At 50.5% G+C, this 19672-nt stretch carries 18 protein-coding genes and 1 pseudogene; 14 read left to right on the plus strand and 5 right to left on the minus strand.

Features of this window, described 5'->3' with window-relative positions:
• Positions 1–230 precede the first annotated feature (230 nt).
• The 3 genes from H6F86_RS05060 to H6F86_RS05070 form a co-directional block, all read right to left on the minus strand.
• On the minus strand, positions 231–1634 hold the full coding sequence (locus H6F86_RS05060) for an NAD(P)(+) transhydrogenase (Re/Si-specific) subunit beta (RefSeq protein WP_190447014.1): 1404 nt from the start codon (positions 1632–1634) through the stop codon (positions 231–233).
• Positions 1631–1924, minus strand: a complete 294-nt coding sequence (locus H6F86_RS05065) for an NAD(P) transhydrogenase subunit alpha (RefSeq protein ID WP_190447015.1) — start codon at positions 1922–1924, stop codon at positions 1631–1633. Before H6F86_RS05065 ends, H6F86_RS05060 begins: the two co-directional genes overlap by 4 nt.
• Before the next feature lie 152 nt (positions 1925–2076).
• Complete coding sequence (locus H6F86_RS05070) at positions 2077–3237, minus strand: Re/Si-specific NAD(P)(+) transhydrogenase subunit alpha (RefSeq protein ID WP_190447016.1); 1161 nt, start codon at positions 3235–3237, stop codon at positions 2077–2079.
• A 46-nt stretch (positions 3238–3283) separates the two neighbouring features.
• On the opposite strand from H6F86_RS05070, the gene H6F86_RS05075 reads away from it, so the two are divergent.
• The 12 genes and pseudogenes from H6F86_RS05075 (at position 3284) to H6F86_RS05130 (ending at position 12243) form a co-directional block, all read left to right on the plus strand.
• Complete coding sequence (locus H6F86_RS05075; protein ID WP_190447017.1) at positions 3284–3472, plus strand: hypothetical protein; 189 nt, start codon at positions 3284–3286, stop codon at positions 3470–3472.
• Positions 3473–4007: 535 nt separating this feature from the next.
• Positions 4008–4544 (plus strand): DUF2808 domain-containing protein, encoded by a 537-nt coding sequence (locus H6F86_RS05080; RefSeq protein ID WP_190447018.1) that lies wholly within the window; start codon positions 4008–4010, stop codon positions 4542–4544.
• 156 nt (positions 4545–4700) lie between these two features.
• The gene (gene rpmH / locus H6F86_RS05085; protein ID WP_190447019.1) at positions 4701–4841 is read left to right on the plus strand and encodes a 50S ribosomal protein L34; all 141 of its coding nucleotides are present in this window, start codon (positions 4701–4703) and stop codon (positions 4839–4841) included.
• Positions 4842–4865: 24 nt separating this feature from the next.
• Positions 4866–5276: a ribonuclease P protein component gene (gene rnpA, locus H6F86_RS05090; protein ID WP_190447020.1), complete on the plus strand. Its 411-nt coding sequence runs from the start codon at positions 4866–4868 to the stop codon at positions 5274–5276.
• Entirely contained in the window at positions 5266–5664 is a 399-nt protein-coding gene (locus H6F86_RS05095; RefSeq protein ID WP_190447021.1) for a PH domain-containing protein, read from the plus strand. The genes rnpA and H6F86_RS05095 overlap by 11 nt, the downstream gene beginning before the upstream one ends.
• A gap of 138 nt (positions 5665–5802) precedes the next feature.
• A pseudogene (gene yidC, locus H6F86_RS05100) lies at positions 5803–6939 on the plus strand (membrane protein insertase YidC); the annotation flags it as partial.
• Positions 6940–7210: 271 nt separating this feature from the next.
• Positions 7211–7702: a R3H domain-containing nucleic acid-binding protein gene (locus H6F86_RS05105; protein ID WP_347240086.1), complete on the plus strand. Its 492-nt coding sequence runs from the start codon at positions 7211–7213 to the stop codon at positions 7700–7702.
• A gap of 119 nt (positions 7703–7821) precedes the next feature.
• Positions 7822–8328: a YceD family protein gene (locus H6F86_RS05110; RefSeq protein ID WP_190447023.1), complete on the plus strand. Its 507-nt coding sequence runs from the start codon at positions 7822–7824 to the stop codon at positions 8326–8328.
• A gap of 80 nt (positions 8329–8408) precedes the next feature.
• The gene (locus H6F86_RS05115; protein WP_190447024.1) at positions 8409–9932 is read left to right on the plus strand and encodes an AAA family ATPase; all 1524 of its coding nucleotides are present in this window, start codon (positions 8409–8411) and stop codon (positions 9930–9932) included.
• A gap of 42 nt (positions 9933–9974) precedes the next feature.
• On the plus strand, positions 9975–10439 hold the full coding sequence (locus tag H6F86_RS05120) for an SH3 domain-containing protein (protein ID WP_190447025.1): 465 nt from the start codon (positions 9975–9977) through the stop codon (positions 10437–10439).
• Positions 10440–10597: 158 nt separating this feature from the next.
• Entirely contained in the window at positions 10598–11401 is an 804-nt protein-coding gene (locus H6F86_RS05125; protein ID WP_190447026.1) for a class I SAM-dependent methyltransferase, read from the plus strand.
• An 8-nt stretch (positions 11402–11409) separates the two neighbouring features.
• Positions 11410–12243 (plus strand): carbohydrate ABC transporter permease, encoded by an 834-nt coding sequence (locus tag H6F86_RS05130; RefSeq protein ID WP_190447027.1) that lies wholly within the window; start codon positions 11410–11412, stop codon positions 12241–12243.
• Positions 12244–12245: 2 nt separating this feature from the next.
• Here H6F86_RS05130 and H6F86_RS05135 read toward each other — a convergent pair whose 3' ends face one another.
• Both H6F86_RS05135 and H6F86_RS05140 read right to left on the minus strand, forming a co-directional pair.
• On the minus strand, positions 12246–14786 hold the full coding sequence (locus tag H6F86_RS05135) for an HDIG domain-containing metalloprotein (RefSeq protein WP_190447028.1): 2541 nt from the start codon (positions 14784–14786) through the stop codon (positions 12246–12248).
• A 219-nt stretch (positions 14787–15005) separates the two neighbouring features.
• Entirely contained in the window at positions 15006–16034 is a 1029-nt protein-coding gene (locus H6F86_RS05140) for an ADP-ribosylglycohydrolase family protein (RefSeq protein ID WP_190447029.1), read from the minus strand.
• 301 nt (positions 16035–16335) lie between these two features.
• Here H6F86_RS05140 and H6F86_RS32060 point away from each other — a divergent pair, with 301 nt between their 5' ends.
• Positions 16336–17232 carry a peptidoglycan-binding domain-containing protein gene (locus H6F86_RS32060; protein WP_242033363.1) on the plus strand — a complete coding sequence of 299 codons (897 nt, stop codon included), beginning with the start codon at positions 16336–16338 and terminating at the stop codon, positions 17230–17232.
• A gap of 263 nt (positions 17233–17495) precedes the next feature.
• Positions 17496–19628, plus strand: a complete 2133-nt coding sequence (locus H6F86_RS05155) for an ATP-binding protein (RefSeq protein WP_190447030.1) — start codon at positions 17496–17498, stop codon at positions 19626–19628.
• The last annotated feature ends 44 nt before the right edge of the window (positions 19629–19672 follow it).

Below are 19672 nucleotides of genomic sequence, written 5' to 3' on the forward strand. Positions count from 1 at the left end.
CTAACGACGCACGACCACTAAAGTCTCGATTTTAGATTGTGGACAGAGCTTTGCAACGCACAAAGCCTGCCAAATTTTGGGTTTTGCCTTTGATCCAAGCCTGCTTTAACTGAATGAAGCGTCTTAACTGAACGCATCGCCGCCAGTCCCTAAAAACCGTAAGGTGCAGGAGGCTTGTTAAAGACTCTCCGCACCTCACGTAGATTCAGGCAATTGTTTGAACGATCGTTCTACAGCTCTTTTACTGAGGACACAAGCTGCGTCACCATGTCTTTAGCGCTGCCGAACAGCATCATGGTTTTGTCCTTGTAGAACAGTTCATTTTCAACTCCGGCAAAGCCGTTGCTCATACCGCGCTTGATGACGATCGTATGTTGGGCGCGATCAACTTCCAGAATCGGCATCCCATAAATGGGGCTGCCAGCATCGCTACGGGCTGCGGGATTGACCACATCGTTTGCGCCAATGACTAATGCCACATCCGTGCGATCGAACTCAGGATTGATATCATCCATATCGTAAAGCTGAGGATACGGCACGTTTGCTTCCGCTAGCAGCACGTTCATGTGACCTGGCATCCGTCCAGCAACGGGATGAATGGCATATTTCACATCCACACCCAAACGCTCTAGCTGATCGGCTAACTCACGAACGGCGTGCTGTGCCTGAGCGACTGCCATCCCGTAACCCGGCACAATGACAACCGATTTAGCATAGCCCAGCATCATTGCGCCTTCTTCTGCGTCGATCGATCGCAGCGCCTTGTCCTCAGTACCAGTAGCAGTGTTGCCTTCGACTTTTTTGCCGGAACCGAATGCGCTAAATAAGACATTCGTGATCGAGCGGTTCATTGCCTTACACATGATCTGGGTCAGGATGATGCCCGATGCGCCGACTAACGCGCCCGAAATAATGAGCATATTGTTCATCAGCACAAAGCCTGCTGCACTGGCTGCCAAGCCTGAGAAGGAGTTCAGCAGCGAGATGACAACAGGGGTATCTGCACCACCGATCGGCAGCACAAACAGCACGCCCAAGACAAGCGAAACGGCGACTAGAGCCAGAAAAACCGTCGTTTCTTTGGGGTTAAAAATGAGATAGGCACTGCCTGCCAAGAACCCAGCCAACAGCGTGATATTAAACGGCTGCTGAAACGGAAAGGTAATGGGTGAGCCACTAATTAGCCCTTGCAGTTTCACAAACGCAAGTAAACTGCCTGTAAATGTGATGCCACCAATTAGGACGCTAAGGATGATCGTAATCGTTTCATCGGCTGGAATAGCGGTTAAACCATGGATGACTTTCCAGAATTCACCGACAGCGACGAGTGCTGAAGCTGCACCACCAAAACCGTTCAGCAAACCGACCATCTGTGGCATGGCGGTCATTTCCACCTGTTGAGCCATAAGCGCACCGATCGCTGACCCGATCGCGATGCCAAGTAGCACCATTTCGTAGTTCAGCACAGCTTGGTCGAGCAACGTTGCGACGATCGCAATCAGCATCCCGATCGCGGCGAGTAAATTGCCTTTTCGTGCGGTGGCAGGCGATCCCAGCTGCTTTAAGCCAATAATAAAGAGGGCTGATGCAGTGAGATAGCTAAGCTGAATGCCAGTTGGCAAAAAATCCGTCATGCCTTCACCTCTTTTTTCTTAAACATTTGCAGCATCCGGTCAGTCACTAAGAAGCCGCCCACTACGTTAATCGTTGCCAGTACTACCGCAATCAGTCCGAGAATGACCGTCAAACTCCAGTTGCGCTCGCCTGAGACGAGCAAAGCACCGACGATCGCAATGCCCGAAATAGCATTTGAACCCGACATCAGCGGTGTATGCAGCGTTGGCGGAATTTTATTGATGACCTCAAAGCCAATAAATGATGCCAGCACAAAAACAACCAGTCCGGCAATTAATCCTTCTGCCATTGTTCAAAACTCCAATATAGTTTTTAGTTTTTGGTTGTTAGTTGTTAGTAAGAGTTTTTCTAAAAACAAACGTTTTAGTTGCTCCTAATTACCGCTTTTTAGCCATTAGCAAGAAAACCCCTAATGACTAAAGGCTAACAGCTAACAACTTTCTATTTGGCTGCTACAGGTTCACCCAACAAATCGCGCACGCGCTGGTTTCTTACTTCGCCAGCATGAGTAACGCAAGTGCCGCTGATAATGTCGTCCTCAAAATTCAGCGTGAGTACGCCATCTTTGATGAGATACTGCACCAGCGTCAGGAGGTTTTTGGCATACATCTGGCTAGCGTGGACAGGCATTGTGGACGGCAAATTAGTAGGACCAATAATCGTCACGCCGTTGCGAATCACATCTTTACCTGCCTCTGAGCCCTCGCAGTTACCACCTTGCTCTGCTGCCATATCAACGACCACAGAACCAGGCTTCATCTGGGCAATCATGTCACCTGTGACTAACCGGGGAGCCTTGCGTCCGGGCACCTGAGCCGTGGTAATGACAATATCAGACAGTTTGACATGTTCGGCGATCGCCTCCTGAGTCTTCTGTTTCGCAGCGTCCGAAACTTCCTTGGCGTAGCCACCCGCTGCCACCGTTTCTTCTTCCAGCTTTACTTCAACAAACTTAGCGCCCAAACTTTGCACTTCTTCTTTCACAGCGGGGCGAATGTCAAAGGCTTCCACAACTGCACCGAGGCGACGGGCAGTAGCGATCGCCTGCAAGCCTGCCACCCCTGCACCAATAACAAACACTTTGGCAGGCGCAATTGTACCAGCCGCCGTGGTCAGCATTGGGAAGAATTTGGGCAATGCTGCTGCTGCAATCAGTGTCGCCTTGTAGCCAGCCAACCCTGCCTGCGATGAGAGCGCATCCATGCTTTGTGCCCGACTGGTACGCGGAATCAGTTCAATGCCAAAGGCTGTCACTTTGCGATCGGCTAATCGCTTGATGCCACCTGGATTGCCCAGTGGATCAAGAAAACTGATGAGCGTTGCGCCTTCGTGCAGCAAATCCGTCTCGTGTTGCCCATCTGCCCGCTCTCGAGGTGGGCTTACCTTTAATAGCACATCTGCTTCACGCCACAAGTGGGCTGTATCGGTGACGATCGTTGCTCCTGCGGCTTCGTAGGCAGCATCTGCAAAAAATGCCTGTTCGCCTGCGCCTGCTTCTACCCAAACTTCTAACCCCTGCTTGACCAACCGGCTTACAGTGTCTGGGATTAGCGCAACGCGACGCTCTCCCATTTCGACTTCCTTCGCGACACCGATCTTCATGAATGCTCCTTTTCAAACTGTGATTGTTAAAGAGTGGTTTTGATCATTGCTTCAGCAGCAGAAAAGCTGTGAAACTGCCACCGGGGTGCATCCACTCCCAAAGCGTTCAGCCGTTGAGTATCACTTTTGCACACCAGTTTTGGCAGCACAGACCTTTGGCAGCACAGATGTTGCTAGCGCACCTGATTTTACCAATGCACCCGGCAACGCCAAAGCACTCAAGCGCTCACCCTAAACGATCGCACTAACCCTGTATCCTACGTTAATTCTCAAAAGCGCAGTTGGTTTTTTAACTTGTCTTATGATTGTCACTTATAGATTAAGCACTAATAGATAAGATTTTTGCTGCTAGAGGATTTCTTTTGAAGCTCATTTATCCCAAAGAAGTAGCTGACAACCGTATAGTTTCATTGACAACCGTATGGTTTCATTCGTGATGCAAGGCTACATTCAGGACGAAGCAGAGCGCTAAAGGTGCTTGACCAAACAAATTGCAAGCATAAGCTAATTGTGAGCATAAACGGTTGCAAACGACTGCAAGGCGAGGTGCGTTCCTGGCAGGGCACTTTTAGCCGTCATCATCGTCTAGCTGCTTGACCTGTGCTTATAGATACATACTCTTAGCGTAGGACTGACGACCTTAATGCTGGTCTTGAGTCGTCTGAGCGAGTACGCGCATGAGTCATTCACTCATCAATCCTGATAGAGTCTACTTAGCGCGAAGATTAGCGAACTGTTAACCAAATCTCTGCCACTTGAGTAATCCGCTTATGTTTTCTAGATCCTTTGTTAAACGTTCTCTGTCTGGGCTTGCGATCGCAGGCGTATTAGTGGCAGGGCTTCCACTGCTTAGTTTTGCTCAGGGGTTACCAGGTCTCACTATTTTTGGCGGTGTCAAAGGTGAAGACAACCTGAACTACCGTTTAGACTTTGGTGGCAGAGCCAATGTTGCCGGTGAGCGCTACCGTTTAAGACTTCCTGCTAAGAAAATGAAGCTGGCAGTGGCTCAATTTTCGATCGCCTATCCCGATTACTTTGAAGGGGAATTTGATCCAAAAGATGTAGAAGTGATTGTCAAAAACAAAGCGGTGCCGCTACAAGAGGTGAACTGGAATAAGGAAAACAACTTCATTGAGATTTTCCCAACTGACCCCGTGCCCGCTGGCAGTAGTGTCGAAATTCAGCTTGCCAACGTGCGTAACCCAGACGCTGGCGTTTACTACTTCAACTGTCAGGTGCTTTCACCCGGCGATACTCCTCTTTTGCGTTATCTAGGCACCTGGGTGATTTCGATCGGCAATCAGTAAGACTCTCAACATGGCTCAACGTAGCATCACGGCTGATTGACGATCGCTAACTTAGACCTGAATCATGACGAATGTGCTTCAGCTTACTAAAGCGGTGGTACAATCGAAAGCTGTGGCTTTGAGAGCCTCTGCTGGGAACTTGGGGAAATATCAACCATGACAAAACGGACTTTAGGCGGCACCAGTCGCAAACGCAAACGTACCTCTGGTTTCCGCGCTCGTATGCGTACTGCAACTGGGCGACGCGTTATCAAAGCACGCAGAACAAAAGGGCGCATTCGTCTAGCTGCTGCCTAATCCCATTATTCTGGGGTCTAGGACGTGGCGCTATCCAAAGTAAATCGTCTCCGGTCTAGACAGGACTTTAATGCTGTTTATCGCAGAGGTATTCGGCGGAAGAGTAGGCATCTGACATTACTTGCATTGCAACAACTGCATAGCGAGAAATCCTTATTAGGCAGTATTTCTACGCGTCCAACGCCTGAGACTGCTTCGGCAACACCTACGCGAGTAGGGATCTCGATTAGCCTCAAAGTGAGCAAGCGCGCTGTAGTACGTAACCGCCTAAAGCGCTGGTTAAAGGTAGCAGCACGCTCGTTGTTGTGGAAGTTTCCAGTTGGGTGGGATATCGTTGTGCTCGTCCAGCCAGAAGCAACACAGTGCGATTATCGACAATTTCTGCAAGAATTAGAGCAGTTGCTGATAAACGCTGAGGTATGCGATGGGGATTAGCGAAGATATCTACTACGAGGGCGGTCCTCATGTAGGAGATCTCATTTTCAACTTACTTTTGGGCTTTACGGTGATTTGCTTGCCACTTACGGTTGGTTCCATCGTGAGAGCTTTTTGGCTGCGCTATCGCATTACCAGTCGGCGGATTTCTGTAATTGGCGGCTGGATGGGACGCGATCGCGCAGACATCATCTATTCTGAAATTGCCAAAGTAGTAACGGTTCCTCGGGGCTTGGGGCTGTGGGGCGATATGGTGCTGACGCTGAAAGATGGTAGCCGTATCGAACTACGCTCAATGCCTAACTTTCGAGCGACGTACGATTACATCAACGAGAAGCTAACACCCAGAGCTCAGGCTGCAAGTGGGGCGCTAGGTAGCAAGAGCTAGTGCAGGAGGCGATCGTGTCAGTTGGTATGGTATCCAGCGGGCGCTAGCGTTTCTTGCATCTGCCTATAGGTATGCTGGCTAAGATTAGCTACACTTGAAATTCAAACTGCACAACGTACGAGAGGCTACATTCGGCGCATGGACTTTGGTATTGGGTTTATTTCCAACAATATAATGCTGCCGATCCTGGATTTTTTCTACGGGATCGTTCCAAGCTACGGATTAGCTATTGTCTCTCTGACGCTGGTTATTCGCTTTGCACTCTATCCATTAAGTGCTGGCTCAATCCGAAGTATGCGCCGCATGAAGGTCGTTCAGCCTGTGATGCAGAAGCGCCAGCAGGAAATCCGCGATCGCTACAAGGATGATCCTGCGAAACAGCAAGAGGAAATGGGCAAGGTCATGAAGGAGTTTGGCAATCCACTAGCTGGATGCCTGCCACTCCTGTTTCAAATGCCCATTCTGTTTGCTCTGTTTGCCACACTGCGAGGATCACCCTTCTCAGATGTGCCTTACTCCATCAACCTCCAGATTTTGCCGAAAGAGCAGGTTGAGCAAATTCAGCCTCAGGCTTTTGCAACTGCGCCACAAAATATTTATGTTTCTGATGGCGTTCATGCACCAATCACAGCTGTACTCCCAGGTGGTAACAAACTAGCTGTTGGTGAAAAAACAAAAGTAGACTTTCAAACGGTTGAAGGCAAGTCGTTACAGTCGCTTTTGGAAGAATATCCTGACACGAAACTATCGCCTCGTTTTGAAGTAGCAAGCGGTGCTGAACGAGTCAAGCTGAACGACGATGGCACGATCGAAGCTTTACAGCCAGGTGATGTGACGATTAAGAGTCTTGTTCCAGGTTTGGCAGCCAATAAGGGCTTTCTGTTTATCGACAAGCTTGGGCGGGTTGGCGCGATCGATCCGGATGGTGTCATCCATTGGGACATTGTGGGCATGATCGTGTTCTTCGGTCTCAGTCTCTATGTCAACCAGTTGCTTTCGGGTCAGGGCAAGAGTGCCAACGCTAACCCGCAGCAAGAAACCATCAACAAGATTACGCCTGTCCTGTTCTCAGGTATGTTCTTCTGGTTCCCCTTGCCTGCTGGGGTGCTGATGTACATGACGATCGCCAACGTTTTTCAAACAGCTCAGACCTTCATTCTGTCTCGCGAACCGCTGCCCGAAGAGATCCAAAAGCTAGTAGAGGCTGAGGAAAAGGCGATCGAAAGTAAAGCAGCTGTTCTACCGTTTGAACCAGGTCGAACGAAGAAAGACGCTGAAGCTAAGCCTTCTAAGAAGGGTTCGGAGCCAAAAGCCAAGGCGAAAGATTCTAAGACCAAGGAACCTAAAGTTAGAGAGGCGAAGTCGAAAGACGTTAAGGTTGAAGTGATTCCTGAGAAGGTAAGTACAGCATCTAAAGTCAATCGTTCTGAGCCAAAGACCGCTCACTCTGAGTCAACGGTAGAATTCAAGAGTGCCGCAGTTGATGAGAGCGAAGACGTTTTGCCAACAGCAGAACCGTCTGAAAAAGAAGCTTGAGGTGCTGCCAGTGGATGTTGATCAAATGCAGCGTGGACAGCAATGGTTAGAAACCCTCTTGCGTCTGTCTGGTCTTAGCTCAGATGTTACAGCCGAAATGAATGCAAACTTTGCTGAGGAGAGTTGCTGGCTGACTATTAATGAGGCAACGCTGCTGCCCGAACAGATACAAATTCTTACGGGAGCCGGTGGCTCTGTACTGGATTCGATTCAGTATTTGACGAATGCTATTTTGAACTTGAGTCAGGAGCGTGAGCAGCAGCAGGCTTTTACAGTTGAGTTGGCAGGTTATCGACTGCGTCGCTATGCTGAACTTAAAGCCCTTGCTGAACAAGCAGCGGTTGACGTGCGGGAAAGCGGTGAAGAGTTTGAACTTAAGTCACTTTCATCGGCTGAACGTCGTCAGGTGCACACGATGCTGAAGGAGTACGGAGATCTGGAAACCTTCAGTCGTGGACAGGAACCTGATCGGAGGCTAGTGATTCGCCCCTTGCAAAGCTAGTGTGGCGCGATCGCTACCTGTGGTTCCAAGAAGCTGAGAAAAACATACAGTTTTGCGTTGGTAAAGACAGCGCTAACTGACTCCGTGGAAAACCGCGTTGAGAGAAGGGAGTAAAACAGATGGACGCTATTTACATTCCACAGTTGACAAAAGCGCCGCAACAGACTGAGGTGATTGACTTTAGTGAAGCAATTCCGGGGTTAGAAACTCTTACTCCAGTACAAGGGCAGCTTAGAGTGACGCATCAGGGAAACTACCTTGAGGTGTCTGCAAATGCAGAGACGATTGTGACTCTTGTGTGCCATCGCTGCTTGCAACAATACAATTACCGGCTGTCGATCGCGCCCTCTGAACTGATCTGGCTGGATGAAACCGCTGACTTAGCTGAAGTATTGCCACTTGACCAAGATATCGATCCGGAGGATCTGGTTGAGACCTTGCCGCCCAAAGGTTACTTTGAACCCGCAACCTGGCTTTACGAACAGTTGTGCCTGGAACTTCCACAGCGGCAGCTATGTGACCAAGCCTGTACAGGCATAGAGTTGTCAGGCACTAATGCACCTGCGCCATCGCTCGATCGCCGCTGGGCTCCTCTAGAATCGCTTAAAAATCAACTTCGCAATTAACAAAGTAAACGCGTTAAGTTAAAGCAGGTTGGTACCCTGTTTAATTGGCATTTTAATTGGCATTGTTTAGTGGGTCTGTCATGAGCTTCAGCGATGAATTTGAGTTGTTGCTGCGGGCACGGTATCCGCTGATTTATATCCCCACTCGCGAAGAAGAGCGGCTGGAGGTTGCGATTGCTCACTCTGCTAAGCAGCAGGGCAATCGCGCTGTCTACATTTGGGATTTTGTGGATGGCTATCAGGGCAATCCTAACGATGCTGGCTTTGGTAAGCGCAACCCATTGCAAGCACTAGAATTTGTCGAGAAACTTCCAGCAACAGCGGCAGCAGTTTTTGTTCTACGAGACTTTCACCGCTTTCTTGAAGATGTGGCAATTTCGCGCAAGTTGCGTAACTTGGCACGGTTGCTGAAGTCACAGCCCAAGAACATTGTGATTCTATCGTCCCAACTGACGATCCCTGATGAACTCAGCGAAGTGCTGACAGTTCTAGAGTTTCCACTACCTGCCCCTGCTGAAATTCAAGTTGAGGTTGAGCGTCTACTTGCAGCAACTGGACGATCGCTCGAGAATCGTGTTTTGGATGAGTTAGTGCGTTCCTGCCAGGGCTTGTCAATGGAGCGGATTCGGCGCGTGCTAGCAAAGGCGATCGCAACCCACGGCGAACTTCGCCCTGAAGATGTAGAGCTGATTTTAGAAGAAAAGCGGCAGACCATTCGCCAAACCCAAATCCTCGATTTTTATCCCACTACTGCCAACATTTCTGACATTGGTGGTTTGGATAACTTGAAAGATTGGCTGCTACGTCGCGGAGGTGCCTTTTCTGAACGGGCGCGACAGTATGGCTTGCCTCATCCCAGAGGGCTACTACTGGTTGGCATTCAGGGTACGGGCAAGTCCTTAACCGCGAAGGCGATCGCCCATCACTGGCACTTACCGCTTCTGCGTTTAGATGTTGGGCGGTTGTTTGCTGGCTTGGTTGGTGAATCGGAGTCTCGCACTCGCCAAATGATTCAGTTAGCAGAAGCGCTTGCGCCATGCATTCTATGGATTGATGAAATTGACAAAGCGTTTGCTGGGGTCGATGGCAGAGGTGATGCTGGCACGACCAGTCGTGTGTTTGGCACCTTCATCACCTGGCTTGCCGAAAAGACTACGCCTGTTTTTGTAGTTGCTACTGCAAACAACATTCAATCTTTACCCGCCGAGATGCTGCGAAAAGGACGGTTTGACGAGATCTTTTTTGTCGGCTTGCCCAGCCAGGAAGAACGGCAGGAGATTTTTGCAGTGCATCTGTCGCGGCTGCGGCTTCCTAACTTAAAAGCCTATGACATGGAGCGTCTCGCGTATGAAACCCCTGATTTCTCGGGGGCAGAAATTGAACAGACGCTCATTGAGGCAATGCACCTGGGCTTTAGCCAGAACCGAGACTTCACCACCGAAGATGTTTTAGAAGCTGCCAGCCAGATTGTGCCGCTTGCTCGTACCGCTCAAGAACAAATTCAATTCTTGCAAGAGTGGGCAGCAGCAGGAAAAGCACGCCTTGCATCACGGCACAGTAGCCTGAGCAACCGTATTCAGCGACAAATGCATCAACCCGACTAACAAACGCTACAATTCTGCAGCATGGTAGTTCTGAGGAAGGCTATGAGTTGGGGGAATTTAACGAAGTTGTTGAGTGGCGTTTTGCTGGCGATCGCCCTAATTGTCAGCGGGTGCTTTTTTGCTGCCCAGCACGTCATCGCTCAGTTCACAGCACCACCGCCTAAACCGACCTTTCCAAATGATAATCCTGGTGCCAAAGCAAAGCTGCAACCGACAGCAGCAGCTAAACCTGCCACAAAATCCTCGCCAAAGCCTAGCGTCACCCCTTCACCCTCACCCCAACCTACTGAAGCGGCGGGCTACCGTGCCCGCATTACGCTTTCACAAGGGTTAAACTTGCGGGAAAGCGCCAGTCAAGATTCGGCTCGTATCGGTGGTGTGGCTGTCAATACACGCATTACAGTGCTAGAGGATAGCTCTGATGGAGAATGGCAGCGGGTGAGATTGGAAGAGAGTGGTCGTGAAGGTTGGGTGAAAGCAGGCTACACCGAACGCATCAACCCGTAGTTGTCTGTTTTTAGAAATGTCAGAACATGAGAAATTGCGCTGGGCAAGTAGGATGTGCTGCAATCCGGATCGCAGCCGCCACAGTTGACGGCATAGATTACCTGCTAACGTGATGTAGTCACATCGTTAACTTAGCCGATCGCTGTCGTACATAGACCATGACGCAAGACAAAATCCTCCAAAAAGAGCAGCAGTTTCACGATCAGTGGGCGGCTGTAATTGACGTAGATGGCATTTGTGTGGCGGACTATTTTGAAGCCTGCACCGCTCCCGAAAACCGCTTCATTCTTAGTCAGCTTGGCGCTTTGCACGGTAAATATCTACTTGATTTAGGCTGTGGCGCAGGCGAGAACAGCGTGTACTTTGCGACGAAAGGGGCACGCTGCGTTGCGGCTGACTACTCACCGGGAATGGTGGATGTGGCACTTAAATTAGCTGCCGCCAATCAAGTAGAAGTCGAGGGGCGAGTGGTGAATGCGATGGCGATCGATTTCCCTGACAACACCTTTGATATTGTGTATGCCTCGAATCTGCTGCACCACATTCCCGATCCTCGCCTTGCCATTCAGGAAATGCATCGCATTCTAAAACCGGGCGGCAAAGCCTGTTTTTGGGACCCGCTGAAGCACAATCCGGTCATCAACGTCTATCGCCGCATTGCTACAAAAGTACGGACAGAGGACGAAACACCACTTGATATTAATCTTGTTGATTTTGTGCGATCGCGCTTTGCCGAAACCCACTACGATACCTTCTGGCTGGCAAGCCTCTGGATCTTTCTGCGCTTTTACCTGATTGAAAAGGTGAACCCAAACGAGGAACGCTACTGGAAAAAAATCATCCTGGAGCACGATCGCTTGAAGTCTAGCTATGAGCGTCTCGAAACCATTGATCGCGCCTTAAAAGCTTTACCATTCACAAAGCGGTTTGCCTGGAATCTAGCAGTAGTCGCTACAAAGTAGGAAGTGATATGACGCAACAGCGCTCACGGTGGCAACACGTCTGGCTTTATGGGCTGTTGGGTGCGATCGCGATCGTGATGCTCATCCCGCTGGTATGGCTCATCAGCACGTCGCTTAAGTCCCCCACTGAAGATATTTTTCAGTTTCCGCCGCAGTTATTCCCTAGCCAGCCCACCTTCCAAAACTTTGTCACCGTCTGGAATGCCAATCCTTTTGGGCGCTACTTGTTTAACAGTATGCTCGTGGCAGTGCTGACCGTCGGCTTAAACCTGCTCTTCTGTGCGCTGGCGGCTTATCCGCTGGCAAGGCTTAACTTTCGGGGACGCGAAGTTTTCTTCACGCTGATTGTCACCACGATCATGATTCCCTTTCAGATTGTAATGATTCCGCTGTATGTGTTGGCGGTGCAGTTGGGGTTACGAAATACCTATCTGGGTGTGATTTTTCCTGCGATCGCGTCTGCTTTTGGTATCTTCCTGCTGCGGCAGGCATTTCAAGGTGTCCCTAAAGAATTGGAGGAAGCGGGTCGCATGGATGGCTGCTCAGAACTCGGGATCTGGTGGTATGTGATGATTCCCGCCATTCGTCCGGCGCTGGTGACGCTGGCAATCTTTGTTTTCATTGGCTCGTGGAGCGACTTTTTGTGGCCATTGATCGTGCTCGATCGACCGGAATACTACACGCTGCCGCTTGGGGTAGCAACACTGGCAGGCACCTTCTCGCTTGACTGGCGCTTGATTGCAGCCGGTTCTGTTATTTCGATCGCGCCCATTCTGCTGTTCTTTGTCGTTATGCAGCGCTACATTGTCCCCACTGAATCCGGTAGTGGTGTCAAAGGGTGAGCCTAAACCTTACTAGCTGACGGCTGGATGTTAATGGGCTTGGATGGATAAGCAATGCGTTGATGGTTAGACTGCTGCCAGACTTCCACGAAGACAGTGGCAATTTTGGACATATCCTCGCGGGTCAGACCGGAGTTAGCTAGTTGTTGATCTTGCCAGCGCGCACGAAGAATTTTGTTGATCATGGCAAGCGCTTCTTTAGGTGTGGCATCTTTGAGCGATCGCAGCGCCGCTTCGCACGAATCTGCCAGCATGACAACGCCTGTCTCACGTGATCGAGGGGCAGGTCCATCGTATTGAAAATCAGCATCGTTTACAGTTGGGGCAGGTTTGCCTTGTGCGACTGCTTCCTGCGATCGCTGCTGCGCCTGATGGTAGAAGTAAGCAATCAGCATCGTGCCTTGATGTTCGGGGATAAAGGACTGCACGGCTTTGGGCAAGCGATACTTCCGCGCCATCACAATGCCTTCGGTAACGTGCTTTTTGATAATTGCGGCACTTTTCCAGGGATTGTCGATTAAATCGTGTTTGTTAGGTCCGCCCATCTGGTTTTCAATAAAGCCTAGCGGATCGTGCATTTTACCAATGTCGTGATACAGCGTACCTGTCCGCACTAGCTCAACATTGCAGCCCAGTGCTCGTGCGGCAGCTTCTGCCAGAGTTGCGACAAACAGCGTGTGCTGAAAGGTGCCAGGAGTTTTGGCAGCGAGTTTTTTAAGCAGGGGACGATTGGGGTTTGACAGTTCGACCAAGCGAATGGTGGTGACCAGATCAAACAGTTGTTCTAGATAAGGACTCACCCCGATCGCGACAATACTCCAAGCAAGCCCAATCAGCCCATGAATTACCGTGGCACCCAAGAGAGTATAAATGCCTACACCTGAGACAACATTAAGTGCGAGATAAAGAGCACCTTGAAGGACACCAACAGCCGCACCTAGCAAAGCCAGTTCTTCGCGCGATCGCAGCCGCCCTGCCATATACCCACACAGGATGCCGCCTGCTGCACTCGAAAGTAGGTGGCTCCAGGGCAGTACAGTGCCCAACGGCAGACAAAATGCCAAGAGCGCAGCAACAGCAATGCCCAGAGGTGAGCCATAGAAGCTACCTACTAACAAACCGATCGCCGAAAGATTCGTTGAAGGGACATTGAGTGCCACCAGCAACGGCGTACTCAGCGTGAGCAGCACAATCAAGGTGCGATCGCGACGACGCATCCCTGGATGAAACCGACGCTCAACTAACCAATAGATGCCAACAGCACCGCCGACTACAACACCAAAACCAATTAGTCCCACCCAATCGACACCGCGACGACTGAGCTTGAAGTGATCGAGCAAGGCAAAATCAGCCGTTGTAATACTTTCACCCGCATAGACGATCGCCTCACCCTGCTTGATTGTCACTATCTCTGGCTTCACATCCTGTGCGGCTCGTTCGGCGCTTAGGCGAGTTTGGGTTTCATCATGTACCAGGTTAGGCTGGAGCGATGCTAGCAAAAGGTTTGTGGCGATCGTCTCTGTCCCTGTTGGCACCCAGTCCGTCACCTGAAGTCTTACTGCTTCAGCCAAAAGAGGCTGCGGTAGCCCTGAAGGGATGCCTTGAGCCAAAATACGATCAACCGCCTGCAGAAGGCGGGTTTGCAGCCGCCGCCATTCTGAGTTGCTCAGATCAAGCAGCGAGGCATCAAAAACAGGTGTTGTTTCTGGAAGCACTAATTTAGGCAGTGATTTAAGCGCAGCCTGATATTGCGATCGCGCCTCATTAATTGTGTCCACCAAAGCGATGTAGTCAGCAGCAGATACGGCGCGGCGATGCGATCGCAGTTCGGCAAACGCTTTCTGCTGATTTGCGTCTAGTGCCGTCGGCTTTAGTTCTTGTGAGGCTCGCTTCCTTGGGCGAGTTGCCTGGTTCACAGCCATAACGACCTCAGACCAATCCTGCGCCGATGCTTTTCGCAGGTAGGTTTGCACAGAGTTAGACAGCGTTGCGGTTTTAGCAAAGGGAAAGCCCCCTGCTAGTTGTCTTAGTTCATTTGCCTGGTTAAGCTGCTGCTGAATTGCTTGCTCAATCTTTTGATTGATGGCTTGATCCAACATCAACACAGACGTTGCTTCTCTACGAGCGACCTTGCGCTTTTCCTCTGTTGCTTTGGCATCTTCAACCGTGGCTGAGGCAGGAGCAACAATGGTTTGGGGTGCCGCTTTACCAACATCAAGCTTCGGCGCGTTATAGAACCGATGACCGATCGCGCTAGTAATAACAAGGACTGTTGCAGCTACCAGCAACGAAGAGCGAGATGCAGTACCAGAAGAAACGTTCCTAATCACATGCCCATTTGGTTGCCCAGACGAACCGTTTGACTGCCCTGACTTTGACTGCCCGGACGATGGGTGGGGCGATCGCGCCACGGGCAAAAGTGAATGCTGCCTTAGATGCTGGTCAGTGATTTGATGTAGCTGCGTTTCCCATTTCGTCCACAGCTGCCTTGCACGAAGCCCCTGAGTCTCTAACGGCTGCGTCAGTCGCTGAAGCAGTTTCATAACAGCACACCATCGCCCCGTTGATGGCAGCGACTCCTGAATGGATCACGGGACTGAACGAGAACAGTTAGCATAGCCCTTTCATTATAGAAAGTCGTTGCACCTTTCGATTTGCGTTGGGAGCTTGACCTGAGAGGTGCGATCGACTGCTCCTTCAGAAAGCAAGCTATCCCTTCATCCCTTTACCCACCAACAAAGAACTTACCCATGATTGCCCTTCTAACGAGGACGAATGACACCAGGCGCAGCGATCGCAGCGACAGCCATTCGCCCTGCTGGAGCGTAAACACCCGACCAAGCAGCAAACAAATGGGCTGCTAATTCGTGCAACGCTGTATTTGTTATGCCCCACAACTGAGAGTCGGTAGCCAGCCACGCCAACGGTAGTCCGCTGCTACCCTGATAAGCTCCCCCAAGGGCACCTGTTAACGCAGCTATCACTGGAGCAGCTTCGCCGCAACGTGCCGCTCGTAGAAGCGCCAACCGCAAATCGCAAGGCGTGCTGAGAAAGCAGTAAAAAGCAAGTGCGATCGCCTCGTTACCTGTCTGCTGCCTCACCTGTATTTGATTGATCGCAGTGTAGAGTCCAGCACCCTGTTTCACAAGGGTTTGAGTTTGTTCCAGTGTGCCAATCAACTCTGGTAAGGAAGTAGATTGGCTGACAGTACTCTGTTTAAGATAAGTAATGATTTGAGGCAGCAGCGTTTGTGGTTCCAGACAGTCTTGCAGCGCTTGTGCGATCGCATACCCAACTGCCAGCAGCCCAGCCTCTACGTCTGGTAAGCAACGCCAAAGCTTAACCGTTTGTAGCAGGCGTTGTTGCTGTCTGTTTTGGTCGTCATGAAAGAACAGGGCAACGGGGAGTGTGGCGATCGCCAATTCTGCCGCGATCGTTTCAGGCAGCACACCCGATCGAATTCCCGTTGCAACACTCGTTTCAGGTGCACTGATGGCAAACTCTTTGCTGATCGCTGCCAGCGCATGCTCATGCCAACCGCCAGGATTAACCAGGGAACGGGCACAACTAATTGCCATTCTGCCGCCTAACGATGGCTGACTGGATGAAGCATTTTCTCGCCCAAGACCAGGATGCCAGTTAGTAGGGTTAGCAGCCAGCCGTACCACCTCTGAGCCCTCTGTTCTGTTTTTGGCGATAGCTTGCCGCGATCGACTATACGCTCCCAACTCATGCCCCAACGCCGCTGCCCAAAAAGTACCCTGAAAGCGGCTTAATAGTGAATAGCGCATCGATCGTCGATCGCTCCTGTCACGTGTTCATCAAATCAGTAAAGAGATTTAAGAAATTTTCTCGTTGCATTAATCCTGTCTCACCTATAGTAGCTCTAGGGTTAATTTACTGGAATGAAACCGCTACGATTAGCGTCTTCTTTTGAAATACCTGGATATGAAAAATTACTTTGTGTAACGTCTGACTGTCGCTGCCTCTGTTTTCTAGAAGGACGGTAGAGGCTGTCTTTCACTAGGCGTGGCTTCTGTGGCTTCTTACCAAACCGCGATCGACTTAACTGCTATATAAAGGACTCCAGTAATGGGTAGTGATGTAAGAGCGTATGCAGCTAAGACTCAAACAATTAATTTTTGGCTGGTACGTCGAGCGACGTTAAGCCTGCTTAGCATGAGCTGGCTAACCGTTGCCCTGGTTTCCCTTACGTCAGCAACTGCGTTAAGCCAGCTAACCTCAAGTCAAATCACCGTAAGCCAGACAACGGGTGTCACCACGCCTGAAGTGTCTGGAACCACACTGCTGCGTTCGACCTTGAAACCTGGTAGCCGTGGCTCTGAAGTGACCGAGCTGCAAGCAGCCCTGAAACTGTTGGGCTATTACAGTGGCACAGTCGATGGAGTTTATGGGCAGAGTACTGTTTCGGCTGTTTCTCAGTTTCAACAAGCCGCTGGCTTAAATGCAGATGGTATTACGGGGTCAGCAACATGGAATCGGCTCTTTCCAGACGCAGTGGAGACAGCAGGTGCTGCCCGTATTGCCCCAACTCCAACTGCCGCTAACGTCTCGCCATTGCCAGCAACCAGCGGAGCAGCCTCCTTCCCAACGCCTTCAGGCGTTAGCCCTGCACCCGCTAGTGTGACTCCTGCTGCCAGCCCTCGACCCGCTGTAAACCCTGCATCTAGCACCCCAGCCCCCAAGCCCAATAAACCTGCTCGAACGCGCCCAGCACCAGCAAATACAGCCACTCCCAGTACATCTACCCCTGAGACTGTGACGTTGCCAGTTTTGAGACAAGGCATGAAGGGTTCAGCAGTGGTTGCGCTGCAGGAACGGCTACGATCGTTAGGTGTTCTCAAAGGCACTGCTGATGGAGTCTTTGGTGCCGAAACGTTAGCAGCCGTAAAAGCTGCACAACGTCGCTTTAAACTTGCCCCTGATGGTGTTGTCGGTACAGGGACTTGGAGCGCGCTACTGCGGTAATTGCTACTGACCATTCGGATTAAGCTAAAGAGATTAAGCTGAAGATTCAGTAGATTTCGCGTCGCTGAAATCGTTGTTTTCTCCATAAGCTAAAGGTGGCGATCGCAATCATTCCGTTATTTCACGGATTTTTCTGACCAACAGTCTTTATATAAGCAACAGCTAATGAAGGCAGCCCCTGTAAGCGCGTGTGGACTGTCTTGAGTTGCATTCGTTTCGTACGTATACAACGCGCTTCTAGTAAGTCTTTCTTAAAAAAGTTTATGGTTGAGCGTAGACAAGCGGTAGTGGCTCATGGCTTAACTCAAGGCAATTTGCTAAACCGAATGACGAATCGCATTCGGCAAACGTTGGAGTTGCAAGAGATTCTCGCGGCGACAGTGGCGGAAGTGCAGTCGTTCTTGGGCACCGATCGCGTCAAGATCTATCGGTTTCAGGCTGACGGAACGGGGCAAGTCATTGCCGAAGCAACGCGACCAGACCGCTTACCCTCTCTGCTAGGCTTGCACTTTCCAGCGGGTGACATTCCGCCCCACGCACGTGAGCTGTTTATCAAGGCACGGCAGCGTTCCATCATTGATATTCCGTCGCAGCGCATTACACTTAGCCGTTTAGAGCAACCACGTACAACGGGCGACCTTACAGTAGATGATGTCCACAACTTTCCGCTCGAAGATATTCTGTCTCGTCCGGTTGATCCCTGCCACGTCGAGTACCTGACAGCAATGGGCGTGCAGTCATCACTGGTAATCCCAATTTTTCACCGTCAGGATCTTTGGGGGCTGCTAGTGTCACATCATGCAACCCCAAAGCGTTTCTCCGAAAAACGGCTCCAGACTGTGCAACTGGTGGCAGATCATGTCTCGATCGCGATCGCGCAATCTCAGCTGTTGACCAACACTCGTGCTAAAGCCAGCCGCGAAGCCGTCATCAACCAAATTTCTACCCTGCTGCACTCGCCCATGCCAAGCTACGAAGTGCTACAGCTTGTTTTGGAGCAGGCTGTTAAAGTCAATGGGTGTGTAGCGGGTCGCCTTTATGTAGCAGCCAATGAGGCAGATGCAATCTCCCAGCTTTATATAACAGGACCACAGCCAGAGAGCGCCAATTGCGAACAACTGTTAGAGACGACACCCTTCTGGCAGCAACTCTTGGTCTCTGACACACAACCGAACCACCAAACAGAACGCCTTGCTGCTGAACTGACGGAGTCAAGTTTAACTAATCACAACCAGGATTGGACGGCTGTAAAAAACTCCGGTGACGATCAGCCGCAGGCAGTAACCGATATCTACCAGGAGCCTTTATTAGAAACAGTTTTGCCTGCTTTTAGTGAGACACAGATTCGTGGTCTCTTAGTCATGCCGCTGCGCTATGGCGAGTTGCCACTGGGATGCTTAACCCTCTTTCGCAATGAAATAGATACCAATATTCTCTGGGCTGGCAGATTTGACTCGGATGAACGCAACCAACGAGTACGAGAATCGTTTGAAGTTTGGCAAGAACTCAAGCAGCACCAAGCGCAGCCATGGGCAACGGGCGAAATCGAACTGGTGCGATCGCTGGGCACTCATTTAGCCATGGCAATCATGCAAAATCGGCTCTACCGTTGTGAGCGAGAGCAGCGCATCCTCGTAGAAATGCGAAACCGTGAACTCAACGTCGCACGCACATCAGCAGAAGAAGCTAGCCGCCTCAAGTCAGATTTTCTTTCCTCCACTAGTCACGAGCTACGCACTCCCCTTGCCTCCACGCTGAACTATCTTGAGCTACTTAAAGAAGGCTTGTATGACAACGAAGAAGAACTGCAAGAATACATCAATGTCGCTTACCATTCGGCAGAAAATTTAGTTGATATCATTAATGACATTCTTGATATTGCCAAGATTGAAGCAGGGAGAATGTATATCCAGTGGGAAACTGTCAATCTGCGAGAGCTTTTACAGCACCAAGAACGTCTTTTCAAACCAGAGAGCCGCCAAAAAGGCATTCCGCTGCTAATTGATTGTCAGGTTGAGTATGTTCGAGCCGATCTGGTCAAATTAAGGCAGGTTTTGACAAATCTGCTGGCAAATGCGTTTAAGTTTACCAATGCAGGCGAGGTGCGTCTTTGTGTGAAACGATGCATCCAAACGATAAACCAGTCACCGCAGTCAGTGATTGAGTTTGCTGTTACCGATACGGGCATTGGCATTGATCGTGAAGATGCTAACTCACTGTTTGAACCCTTTGTGCAGGCAGATGGCTCGATTAAACGGCGCTATGGTGGCACTGGCTTGGGTCTAACAATTTGCAAGCGCTTGGTGGAACTGCTAAACGGGCAGATTTGGCTCCATAGTCCTGGGAAAGGAAAGGGTACAACGATTACCTTTACGTTGCCCGATCGCCCGCTTTAACCAAGCTAAACCGTTGGCACAGCGATTTGTCACTTGGTGTGACA

The sequence above is a fragment of the Phormidium sp. FACHB-592 genome (assembly GCF_014695795.1).
Classification (GTDB): Bacteria; Cyanobacteriota; Cyanobacteriia; order Leptolyngbyales; family Leptolyngbyaceae; genus Stenomitos.

Excerpts from the sequence above, each read along its gene's own strand:
- H6F86_RS05060 (WP_190447014.1), bottom strand. The coding sequence starts at position 1,634 with ATGACGGATTTTTTGCCAACTGGCATTCAGCTTAGCTATCTCACTGCA.
- H6F86_RS05065 (WP_190447015.1), bottom strand. The coding sequence starts at position 1,924 with ATGGCAGAAGGATTAATTGCCGGACTGGTTGTTTTTGTGCTGGCATCA.
- H6F86_RS05070 (WP_190447016.1), bottom strand. The coding sequence starts at position 3,237 with ATGAAGATCGGTGTCGCGAAGGAAGTCGAAATGGGAGAGCGTCGCGTT.
- H6F86_RS05080 (WP_190447018.1), top strand. The coding sequence starts at position 4,008 with ATGTTTTCTAGATCCTTTGTTAAACGTTCTCTGTCTGGGCTTGCGATC.
- rpmH (WP_190447019.1), top strand. The coding sequence starts at position 4,701 with ATGACAAAACGGACTTTAGGCGGCACCAGTCGCAAACGCAAACGTACC.
- H6F86_RS05095 (WP_190447021.1), top strand. The coding sequence starts at position 5,266 with ATGGGGATTAGCGAAGATATCTACTACGAGGGCGGTCCTCATGTAGGA.
- H6F86_RS05110 (WP_190447023.1), top strand. The coding sequence starts at position 7,822 with ATGGACGCTATTTACATTCCACAGTTGACAAAAGCGCCGCAACAGACT.
- H6F86_RS05115 (WP_190447024.1), top strand. The coding sequence starts at position 8,409 with ATGAGCTTCAGCGATGAATTTGAGTTGTTGCTGCGGGCACGGTATCCG.
- H6F86_RS05120 (WP_190447025.1), top strand. The coding sequence starts at position 9,975 with ATGAGTTGGGGGAATTTAACGAAGTTGTTGAGTGGCGTTTTGCTGGCG.
- H6F86_RS05125 (WP_190447026.1), top strand. The coding sequence starts at position 10,598 with ATGACGCAAGACAAAATCCTCCAAAAAGAGCAGCAGTTTCACGATCAG.
- H6F86_RS05130 (WP_190447027.1), top strand. The coding sequence starts at position 11,410 with ATGACGCAACAGCGCTCACGGTGGCAACACGTCTGGCTTTATGGGCTG.
- H6F86_RS05135 (WP_190447028.1), bottom strand. The coding sequence starts at position 14,786 with ATGAAACTGCTTCAGCGACTGACGCAGCCGTTAGAGACTCAGGGGCTT.
- H6F86_RS05140 (WP_190447029.1), bottom strand. The coding sequence starts at position 16,034 with ATGCGCTATTCACTATTAAGCCGCTTTCAGGGTACTTTTTGGGCAGCG.
- H6F86_RS32060 (WP_242033363.1), top strand. The coding sequence starts at position 16,336 with ATGGGTAGTGATGTAAGAGCGTATGCAGCTAAGACTCAAACAATTAAT.
- H6F86_RS05155 (WP_190447030.1), top strand. The coding sequence starts at position 17,496 with ATGGTTGAGCGTAGACAAGCGGTAGTGGCTCATGGCTTAACTCAAGGC.